This is a genomic window from Mycobacterium sp., from assembly GCF_046330795.1.
Classification (GTDB): domain Bacteria; phylum Actinomycetota; class Actinomycetes; order Mycobacteriales; family Mycobacteriaceae; genus Mycobacterium.
The window spans coordinates 1-10,078 of sequence record NZ_JAXLSA010000012.1; the positions used below are offsets into that span (position 1 = coordinate 1).

At 68.7% G+C, this 10,078-nt stretch carries 10 protein-coding genes; 2 read left to right on the forward strand and 8 right to left on the reverse strand.

The genetic code is table 11. The annotated features are described in order from the left end of the window. The coding region (locus U0R18_RS21440; protein ID WP_526372295.1) for an ATP-binding cassette domain-containing protein at positions 1–170 on the reverse strand (170 nt) is incomplete at its 3' end. Between the two features lie 30 nt (positions 171–200). Further along, positions 201–1,130, reverse strand: coding sequence for an ABC transporter substrate-binding protein (locus tag U0R18_RS21445; protein WP_526372277.1), 930 nt, complete (start codon positions 1,128–1,130; stop codon positions 201–203). Between the two features lie 73 nt (positions 1,131–1,203). Between U0R18_RS21445 and U0R18_RS21450 the strand changes: the two genes are divergently transcribed. Beyond that, a complete protein-coding gene (locus tag U0R18_RS21450; RefSeq protein WP_526372279.1) occupies positions 1,204–1,530 on the forward strand; it encodes a LapA family protein in 327 nt (108 codons plus the stop codon). 4 nt (positions 1,531–1,534) lie between these two features. Here the strand turns inward: U0R18_RS21450 and U0R18_RS21455 are convergent, their stop codons facing one another. Continuing rightward, complete coding sequence (locus U0R18_RS21455; protein WP_526372281.1) at positions 1,535–2,554, reverse strand: phosphotransferase family protein; 1,020 nt, start codon at positions 2,552–2,554, stop codon at positions 1,535–1,537. Between the two features lie 14 nt (positions 2,555–2,568). Beyond that, entirely contained in the window at positions 2,569–3,174 is a 606-nt protein-coding gene (locus tag U0R18_RS21460; protein ID WP_526372283.1) for a histidine phosphatase family protein, read from the reverse strand. A 71-nt stretch (positions 3,175–3,245) separates the two neighbouring features. On the opposite strand from U0R18_RS21460, the gene U0R18_RS21465 reads away from it, so the two are divergent. Next, positions 3,246–4,325, forward strand: a complete 1,080-nt coding sequence (locus U0R18_RS21465) for a zinc-binding metallopeptidase family protein (protein ID WP_526372285.1) — start codon at positions 3,246–3,248, stop codon at positions 4,323–4,325. On the opposite strand, the gene U0R18_RS21470 is transcribed toward U0R18_RS21465, so the two are convergent. The 4 genes from U0R18_RS21470 to U0R18_RS21485 form a co-directional block, all read right to left on the reverse strand. After that, positions 4,307–6,235 carry an ArnT family glycosyltransferase gene (locus U0R18_RS21470; protein ID WP_526372287.1) on the reverse strand — a complete coding sequence of 643 codons (1,929 nt, stop codon included), beginning with the start codon at positions 6,233–6,235 and terminating at the stop codon, positions 4,307–4,309. The two genes, U0R18_RS21465 and U0R18_RS21470, sit on opposite strands and share 19 nt — an antisense overlap. Continuing rightward, the gene (locus U0R18_RS21475) at positions 6,232–7,500 is read right to left on the reverse strand and encodes a bifunctional glycosyltransferase family 2/GtrA family protein (RefSeq protein WP_526372289.1); all 1,269 of its coding nucleotides are present in this window, start codon (positions 7,498–7,500) and stop codon (positions 6,232–6,234) included. The genes U0R18_RS21470 and U0R18_RS21475 overlap by 4 nt, the downstream gene beginning before the upstream one ends. A gap of 62 nt (positions 7,501–7,562) precedes the next feature. Continuing rightward, the gene (locus tag U0R18_RS21480) at positions 7,563–9,419 is read right to left on the reverse strand and encodes an ArnT family glycosyltransferase (RefSeq protein WP_526372291.1); all 1,857 of its coding nucleotides are present in this window, start codon (positions 9,417–9,419) and stop codon (positions 7,563–7,565) included. A 29-nt stretch (positions 9,420–9,448) separates the two neighbouring features. Then, a partial coding sequence (locus U0R18_RS21485; protein WP_526372293.1) for a sensor histidine kinase occupies positions 9,449–10,078 on the reverse strand: 630 nt, incomplete at its 5' end.

Below are 10,078 nucleotides of genomic sequence, written 5' to 3' on the forward strand. Positions count from 1 at the left end.
CCCGAGGTCGGGTCGATCATCCGGTTGATCATCCGCATCGCGGTGGTCTTCCCGCAGCCCGACGGTCCGACGAACACCGCCAGCGTGCCGCGGGGCACGTCCAGATTCAGGTTGTCGACCGCAACCGTGCCGTCCGGGTAGCGCTTGGTGACCGCGCCAAAGGTGATCACTTCGCCTCCGATCGGTTTGTCGAGGCCTGTTCAGAAACCATGGTCGGCCAACCACTTTCGGGCGGCCTCGTCGGGATCGATCCCGGAGTTGCCCGACACCGCGCCGTTGAGGGCGATCAGGTCGGCGGTGGTGAGCTTGGCCGAGACGGCATCCAGCACCCGTTTGAGTTCGGTGGACTTCTTCTGCGAACTCACGACGGGCACCACGTTGGCGGCCGGGAAGTTGTTCTTCGGATCGGCCAGCACGACGAAATTGTTCTGCGGGATGGCCGGCGAGGTGGAGAACAGGTCGGCGGCCGTGACGGTGCCGTCGGCCAGGGCGCGAACCGTCGCCGGCCCGCCGCCGTCGCTGATCGCTACGAAATTCTTCTCGGGAATGTCCAGTCCATAGATCTTCTTCAGACCCGGTAGTCCTTCGGCGCGGTTGAGGAATTCCGAGGGCCCGCCGAATTTGACCTCGGCCGAGTGGGCCGCGAGATCGGCGATCGAGGTCAGGTTCCACTTCGCCGCCGTCGCCGCGGTGACCGCCACGGTGTCGGTGTCGGAGGCCTCGGACGGGGTGAGCACCGACAGATCGCCGGGCAGTGCGCGCAACAACGCGAGCTCGACGTCCTGCGGGCGCGTCACGGTGGCTCCGGGGTCGAAGTACTTCAGCAGGTTGCCCGTGTACTCCGGGATCAGATCGATCGAATGGTCTTGCAGCGCAGGGATGTACGTCTCGCGGCTACCGATACCCAACTGCCGTCCGACGGTGAATCCGTTGGCCTCCAGGGCCTGCGCGTAGATCTCGGCGAGGATTTTCGACTCCGGGAAGTCCGCCGAGCCGACCACGACGGACTTCAGGTCGCCGGAGACGGCCCCGCCGCCGAGCGGATTCGCGCTGCCGCACCCCGGCACCAGCAGCAGCGTCAACGCCAGGAACACCGGCCAGGCCCGCGTGCCGTTTCGCAGCAGCGTCATCGCTCTGACACTAACCGGGCAGGCACGTGCGTGGGGTGTTTGCTTCTTTTCCGGAAACGGCAAAGATGGCGGTATGAGCACCGATGCACCCGAGCCATTACCGTCAGATGTCCCTCCGGTCGTGCTCGAGCCCGATTCCCGAACGGGTTTCACCCGCGCCGCCGCCCTGTGGACGGCGCTGATCCTCGGCTTCCTGATCCTGATCGTGCTGTTGGTCTTCATCGCACAGAACACCGCGTCCACCGCGTTCCAGTTCCTCGGCTGGCACTGGAGCCTCCCGCTGGGAGTGGCGATCCTGTTCGCCGCGGTGGCCGGCGGACTGATCACGGTGGCCGTCGGCGCGGTCCGGATCTTCCAGCTCCGGCGCGCGGCCAAGCACAACCTCAAGCTCAACAGCTGAGGTATCAGGCCACGTACGACAGCCCCTGCGCGATCAGCGGCGCGACCGCCTGACCCACCTGCCCGGCCGCGGCCTCCCCGCTGCCCGACCGAAACCGGTAGTCGATGCCGGCGGCGATGATCGCCAGCTTGAAGCAGGCCAGGGCCATGTAGAAGTCCCAGTGCCGCAACGGTTGTCCGGTCGCCAGCGAGTACCGGTGCGCCAATTCGTCGGCGGTCGGTATCTTTTCGGAAGCCCAGGCGGCCTCAGCGTGCACCAGGCCGAAAATGGGATCGCGATAGATACACATCAGTGCGGTGTCCGACAGCGGGTCACCCAGGGTCGACATCTCCCAGTCGAGCACGGCGCGCACCACGGTGGCGTCCTCGGCGTCCAGGATGGTGTTGTCGATGCGGTAGTCACCGTGCACGATCGATGTGCGGCTCTGCGCCGGAATCGACTGCGCCAGAATCGAATGCAGCCGTTGCACGTCGGTCTCCCGAGGGTCGTCGGGCAACCGGACCAGCTCCCACTGCGAACCCCAGCGGCGCACCTGGCGCTCGAGGTAGCCGTCGGGCCGGCCGAAGTCACCGAGGCCCACCGCGTCCGGATCCACGGCGTGCAGGTCGGCCAGCACCTTGATCAGCGCATCGACGCACTTGCTGATCACCTCGGGTCCGCCGAGCGCGGGCAGCTCGGCGGCCAGCCGCACCACTCGCCCCGGCACGTACTCGACCATCTGGAACGGCGCGCCCAGCACGCTGTCGTCGTCTCGCATCGTCACTGCGCGCGCCACCGGAACCGGGCCGTCCTCGAGTGCGGCCACCACCCGGTACTCGCGCGCCATGTCGTGCGCCGACGGCGTCAACCCGTGCAGCGGCGGGCGGCGCAGCACCCACTTGGAGGCGTCGTCGTACACCAGGAACGTCAGATTCGAGCGGCCGCCGGAGATGAACTCGCCGTGCAGCTCGCCGCTGCGCGGGATGCCGACCGACGTGAGATGCCGATCGAGCGCGGTCAGATCGAGGCCCTCGAGCGAAGTCACCCTGCCTGTCTACCTCAGCGCTGGTTGCGCGGGAGCAGATCCCACACATGCTCGGTGGTGTTGGTGGCCACGACGCTGGCCCGGCCGCTGCGCGAGTACAGCAAGCGGGTGACCGAGGCGTAGTCGATGGGGAACGACAGCACGCGTTCGGTGCCCAGGATCTCGTGCAGGATCACGTTGATCACCCCGCCGTGGCTGAACAGCGCGACGGTCTCGTCGTGCGCCGCGGCCGTCACCACATCGGCCAGCCCCGCGGCGATCCGCGCGCGGAACGCCGCTTCGTCGACGCCGTGCGGCAGGTGTCCGGCCGCCATCCGCTCCCACTGGTGCGGATGCGCGACCCGCAGGTCCTCGAGCGGCACGTAGCCACTCATCTCGCGATCGTATTCGGCGACGCGTTCGTCGACGTCGATCGGCAGACCGAGGGCCGCGGCCACCGGCTCGGCGGTCTGCACCGAGCGCCGCTGGGGGCTGCTGACCAAGCGCGACAGCGGGAATCGGGCCAGGGCGGCCGGCAGCCTCGCCGCCTGTTCGTGCCCGACGTCGGACAACTCGGGGTCGGCACCCTGACCGTGGTCGCTGCGGTGCGGCAGGGCGTGCCGGACCAGGAGCAGTTGCATGTCACTCCCTCGAGAGATTCGCAGAAGTCCGTAGACGTTGCGACACGTTTCGACCGTGCCACCATAGGGCCATGCGTGCGTTCGCCTGTCCGGTGTGCAACGGCTTCACCCCATTCGAGGCGCCCCGGTGCCCGACCTGCCAGGCCCGGCTCGGGTTCCACCTGCCCAGCAGGTCGATGGTGCTGATCGACGGTGATGCCGCAACGATCGACGGCCGGCGCTGGGTCAGGTGTACGCAGGAGGCCACCACCGACTGCAACTGGCTGGCGCCCGAGGATCAGGACGCCTACGCGCGCGGACGCTGCCTGGCCGGCTCATTGATCAGGCACGAGCCGGCCGCCGACGACACCCTGGCCCGGGAGAAGCTGGCCACGACCGTGGCCGCCCTGCGCCGGTTGGTCTACCAGCTGGCCGATCTGAATCTGCCGATCGAGCCATGGTGGCGTACCGAAGGCGGACTGGCGTTCGATCTCCTGTCGAGCTACTCCACCGGTGAGAACGTGCTCATCGGCCACGCCAACGGGGTGATCACCATCGACGTGGTGGAGACCCTGGACGCCTACCGGGAGCAGCTGCGGGTCCGTCTGGGCGAACCGTACCGGACCGTGCTCGGACACTTTCGCCACGAGATCGGGCACTACTACCAGAACATCCTGGTGGAAACGGGCCCCGGCGCCGAGCGTTATCTCGGGCGATGCCGCGAACTGTTCGGCGACGAGCAGATCAGCTATTCCGACGAGATCGACCGGCACTACAAGTTCGGGGCACCAGAGGGTTGGCAGTCATCCTTCATCAGCGAGTACGCCACCATGCACCCGTGGGAGGACTTCGCCGAGTGCTTCGCCCACTATCTGCACATCACCGACACCATCGACACCGCCCGCGAGGGTGGCATGGTGCTGCACGCCGACCGGGTGCGGTTCGCCGCGCCGCGTGATGTGGCGCCACTCGAGTTTTACGACGACGCCCCCATCGAGCGTCTGCTGTACGACTGGAAGTGGATCTCGCTGTTCTTCAACCGGGTGAATACCGCGATGGGGAAGCCGCCACTGTATCCCTTCGAGATTGCCGCACCGGTGGTGGCCAAGCTCGGCTTCGTGCACGAGGTGGTGCGCGAATCGGCCCGCTCGGCTCAGCCTTGTAGGTCGTAAATGGTTGTGCCGTCGATGTTCTGGGCGACGAAGTGGTCCTGCACCCATTCGGTGATCTGACTTCCCGACGAGGTCGTGTCGTGCCCGCCGGGGCCGCCGGGTCCCCTACCGTCACCGGCCAGGAAGTAACGGATCTGCCCGTCATGGACGTACTGCTGGAACTGTTCCAGGGTCGGCGAGTTGTCCCCGCCGTTGAATCCGCCGATCGCCATGATCGAAGTGCCCGTGGACAATTCCAGGCTGCCCGCCAGGTGGGATCCGACCGTCGCTGCTGCCCAACGATTGTCGGTCGCTGTCACCAGCTTCTCCACCGCGGCAGTGGGCTGGCTCATGCCGCCCGGGCCACCGAAGCCGTGGTCGCCGGAACGCGCCGGCCCCGAGGACGGCATCGGACCGCCGTGGCCGTTGAGCACCGTCTCGACGGTGTAGGCCGCCGAGGCGCCGAGTCCGAACAACAGGCCGGCGGTCGCCAGCGCCGCGGTGTACCGGCCGAGTCGGCGGCCGCCCACCATGAGCACCGCGGCCACCACGATGGCGCCGACGAGCACCGTCCAGCGCAACCACGGCTGCCAGGCCGGTGTGCGGTCCAGCAGGACGAAACTCCACACGCCGGTGCTGGCGAGCATCAGCCCCAGCCAGATTCGCGGACCCAGATGTGCTCTGCCGCGCCATAATTCGCAGGTCGTGATGGCTACGGTGGCGGCCACACCGGGCGCCAGGGCAATCGTGTAGTAGGGGTGCATGATGCCCTTCATGAAGCTGAACACCACCATGGTCACCACCGTCCAGCCTCCCCACAGCAGCAGACCGGCCCGGGACGGGCTGGTGCGCGGCGCGCGGCGGGTGAACCACAACCCCGCGATCAGACCGAGCAGCGCGGCCGGAAGCAGCCAGGAGATCTCGGTGCCCATCGAGTCGCTGAACATCCGGCCGATGCCGGGTTCGCCGCCGAACATCGACCCGCCGGGTCCGCCGCCACCGGGGCCACCGGAGCCGCCGCCGGACCCGCGGGTCGGATTCCCGTCACCGCCGAGCACCCGGCCCAGGCCGTTGTAACCGAGCGCCAACTCCAGCAGGCTGTTGTCGGTCGAGCCGCCGATGTACGGCCGGGATCCGGCCGGCCACAACTGGACCAGCAGGACGTACCAGCCTGCCGACACCACCATCGCGACCACGCCAACGGTCAAGTCCCGCAGCCGCTTCCAGACGCTTCCCGGCATCGCGACCAGAACCACCAGACCCAGGGCCGGCAGCACCAGGAACGCCTGGAGCAGCTTGGCCAGGAACGCGAATCCGATTGCTGTGCCCGCCAACGCGATCCACCGGGTCGAGTGCGTGCTCGACAATCCCCGCACCACGCAGTAGGCCGCAGCGACCAGCAGCAACACCAGCAGTGCGTCGGGGTTGTTGAACCGGAACATCAACGCCGCCACGGGGGTCAGCGCCAATACGGTGCCCGCCAGCAGGCCGGCTCCCGGACCACCGGTCCGCCGCACCGCGGCGTACAGCAGTGCGACGGCGGGTACGCCCATCAACGCCTGCGGCACCAGCATGCTCCACGAGTTGAAGCCGAACAGCCGGCCCGACAGTGCCATCACCCACATCGCGGCGGGCGGCTTGTCGACGGTGATCGCGTTGCCGGCATCCAGCGAACCGAACAGCAGGGCCTTCCAGCTCTGCGTGCCGGCCTGCGCGGCGGCGGCATAGAACTCGTTGGCCCAGCCCAGCGAACCCAGTCGCCACAGATAGAGCACCGCGGTGACGATCAGCAGCAGCGCCAGCGCGGGCCGCTCCCAGCGCGGATCTTCGGCGGCGCCCAGGAGCCAGGTCCGCAGCGACGCGCGTCGCGTCGGACGGTCGTCGGTGGCGACCCAGATGGCGTTGGTCGCACGGTCTTCCATGATCGTCATTGTGCGGAGCTCTCTCGGGTGATGGTTTCGGCACTGCGGCGCGGGTGGAAGACCCAGCCGCGCAGCAGCACGAATCGGACGATGGTGGCCAGGAGGTTCGCGCCGATCAGGACGATCAGTTCGACGGCCCGACCCGGTTCGGCGACCGCATGCAGCGCGGCCAGCGACCCACTGGTCAACCCGAGGCCGATGGCGAAGACGAACAGTCCCTCCACCTGGTGTCGCGCCGCCCCGGCACGACCGCGGACCCCGAAGGTGAACCGGCGGTTGGCGGCGGTGTTCGCCACGGCCGTCAACAGCAGCGCGATCAGGTTGGCGCCCTGGGGGCCCAGCAGGCCGCGCAGCGCCACGAACAGCACCAGGTAGGCGACGGTGCTGACCAGGCCGACGGTCGCGAAGTAGACCCCCTGGCGCAGAAGCGCTCTCGGAGCCGCGGCCTGCGGGCCGCCAGCGAACTGCGCGGCGATGGCACCCACCGGGATCTCGCCGGAGCCGAACCCCTTGAGCAGGCGGGCCACGCCCTTGAGATCGGCGATCGCGGTCGAGACGATGTCGACGCGACTGTCCGGGTCGTCGACCCAGTCGACCGGTACCTCATGGATCCGCAGCCCGGACCGTTCGGCCAGCACCAGCAATTCGGTGTCGAAGAACCATCCGGTGTCCGCGACATGCGGCAGCAATGCCTGCGCGACATCGGCGCGGATGGCCTTGAACCCGCACTGCGCGTCGGAGAAACGCGCCGCCAGGGTCGACTGCAGGAGCAGGTTGTAGCAGCGGGAGATGATCTCGCGCTTCGGCCCACGCACCACTCGGGCGCCGCGGGACAACCGGGTACCGATCGCGACGTCGGAATGCCCGGAGATCAGCGGGGCAACCAGCGGCAGCAGCGCGGCCAGATCGGTGGACAGGTCGACATCCATGTAGGCCAGCACCGGGGCGTCGGAGTTCTCCCACACCGTGTGCAGGGCACGGCCGCGGCCCTTCTGCTCCAGCCTGCGTACCCGGACCTCGGGGAACTCATCGGCCAGCCCGGCTGCAATCGCCGGTGTGGCGTCGACACTGGCGTTGTCGGCGATGGTGATCCGGAAGGTGAACGGGAACTGCTCGCTCAGATGGCGGTGCAGCCGGCGCACCGAATCGGCCAGCGCGGCCTGCTCGTTGTACACGGGAATCACCACGTCCAGGACCGGAACTCCCCGGTCCGTGGCGATGCGCGCCGCATCTCCTGAAATTCCGGCCGAGGGCCGCTCGAGTGCGATTGTCATGACTTCATCGTCGGGCTGCCGGTTTGGCCCACCGTTGGTCTTTGCTATGCCGTCGCTGTGAATCATTCGGACAGGTCATAGACGGTCGTGGAGCCCACCGTCCGGCTCGAGAAGTTCAGCGTCACCCAGTCGGCGATCCGTGCGGCGTCGTCGCTGCCGCTGTTGTCCCCGTGGGGGCCCATCATCGTGGCGTCCACGAAGTAGTGGATCCGGCCGGCCGCCACGTCGGCCTGGAACTGCGCGAGGGTGGGAGCGGGGTCGGTGCCGTTGAACCCGCCGAGCGCCATCACCGGTGCGCCGGTGGCCAATTGATAGCCGGCGGCGTTGTTGGAGCCCACGGTGGCGGCCGCCCAGGTGTAGTCGCCGGCGTCGGTCTGCAGCAGCGCGGTGAGTTCGGCACCGGGCCGGGCGGCGTCCAGGAATCCCGGCGGTCCGCCGAACCCCGCGGCGGGCCCGACCGAGGGGATGGCGCCGGTGTGTGGGGTGACCGCGGTGGCCACCGTGAAGGCGGCGGGTCCGGCCAGGGTGGCGGTCAGCGCCGCCGCGGCAAGCATCGGGACGGCCCGCTCATGCAGGCGCCCGACGAATGGCAACAGCAGCCCGGCGGCCAGCCCGGCCACCAGCACCGTCCACCGCAGCCAGGGCATCCACTCGGAGTTCCTTTGCAGCAGAACGAAACCGAGGAACACGGTGACGATGGCGGCACCCGAGAGCGTCACGGCCGCGCGGACGTCACTGCGGCGACGCCACAGCAGGGTGGTCCCGATTCCGAGGACGGCGGCCACCGCGGGTGCCAGTGCCACCGTGTAGTACGGGTGCATGATGCCGTTCATGAAGCTGAAGACCACCGCGGTGATGGCGAGCCAACCGCCCCAGAGCAACAGCGCCGCCCGCACGGTGTCGGTGCGCGGCGCGCGTGCGGTCAGGATCAGCCCGGCGGCCAGGACGATCACGGCGGCCGGCAGCAGCCAGCCGATGTGAGTGCCCATCTGGGAGCCGAGCAATCGGTCCCATCCGACGTCCTGGTTCAGGTTGCCCAGGCCGCCGACCTCGTCGCCGGTCAGCCGGCCCAGCCCGTTATAACCCAGGGCCAGTTCGAGGATTGAATTATGTTGTGAGCCACCGATGTACGGCCTGCTATCGGCCGGCCACAGCGCCACCAGAACCAGATACCAGCCCGCCGAGAACACCAGGGCCGCGGCACCGGCGGCCATCCGGCGGACCCGAGCGAGCAACGGCAGGTCCGCGCAGACCAGGAACACCAGCGCGAACACCGGTGCCACCAGGAAGGCCTGCATCATCTTGGCCAGGAAGCCGGTGCCGAGCGCGATTCCGGCTCCGGCCGACCACCAAGGGCTGCTGGAGTTTTCGAGGCCCCGCAGCACGCAGTAGGCCGCGCACACCAGTGCCAGCACCAGTAGCGCATCGGGATTGTTGAACCGGAACATCAACGCGGCCACCGGGGTCAGCGCCAGGATGGCGCCCGAGAGCAGCGCGGCGTGCGGTCCGGCCGTCCGCCGCACGGCGGCGTAGAGCACAGCGACGGCCGCCACACCCATCAGGGCCTGCGGCACCAGCATGCTCCATGCGTTGAACCCGAAGAGCCGCACCGAGATACCCATCACCCAGAGCGCACCCGGGGTCTTGTCGACGGTGATCGAATTGGCGGCGTCGCTGGAACCGAACAGCAGCGCGGTCCAGCTCTGGGATCCGGCCTGGACCGCGGCGGCGTAGAAGCTGTTCGCCCAGCCACTGGCACCCAGGTTCCACAGGTACAGCGCGGCGGTGACAGCAAGCAAGACGCATTGCGCCGCGGCGGTCCCAGTGTCGCGACCGGAGCGCCGCGGGTTGGGTTCCCCGGTGGCCACTGCGGCGTCCGCGGGCCGAAAAACGGTAAGGGTCACCCGTCCAGCGTCCATCGCATCGGTGGTCGTGCGATGAGCGCGGGCTATGCGTCGGCTGTGAGCGGCAGTGTCACCGTGAACACCGTGTCCCCGGGCGTACTGCGCACCACGATGCTGCCGTGGTGTGCCTTGAGCACCGCAGCCACGATCGCCAGGCCGAGACCCGTACTGCCACTGTGCCGGGAGCGCGACGAATCACCGCGCGCGAACCGCTCGAACACCTCGGATTGCAGATCGGCCGGGATGCCCGGCCCGTTGTCGGAAACCTGCACATGCGCGTTGCGGCCGTCGGAGCTCAGCGCGAGGGTCACCGCGGTGTCCGGGGGAGTGTGGACGCGGGCGTTGGCCAGCAGATTGGTCAACACCTGGTGCAGCCGGGCGCCGTCGCCGTCGACCAGCACCGGCTCGTCGGGCACGTCCAGGTTCCAGTCGTGGTCGGGACCGGCGATGTGGGCATCCGACAGGGCGTCGACCGCCAGTTGCGACAGGTCGACGACGCCGCGGTCGAGGGGGCGACCCGAGTCCAGCCGGGCCAGCAGCAGAAGGTCCTCGACGAGGTGCGTCATCCGGTCGGCCTCCGAGGACACCCGGCCCATCGCGTGCGCGACCTCGTCGGGCACCTCGTCGCGGCGGCGCTGCGCCAGCTCGGTGTAGCCGCTGATGGCCGCCAGCGG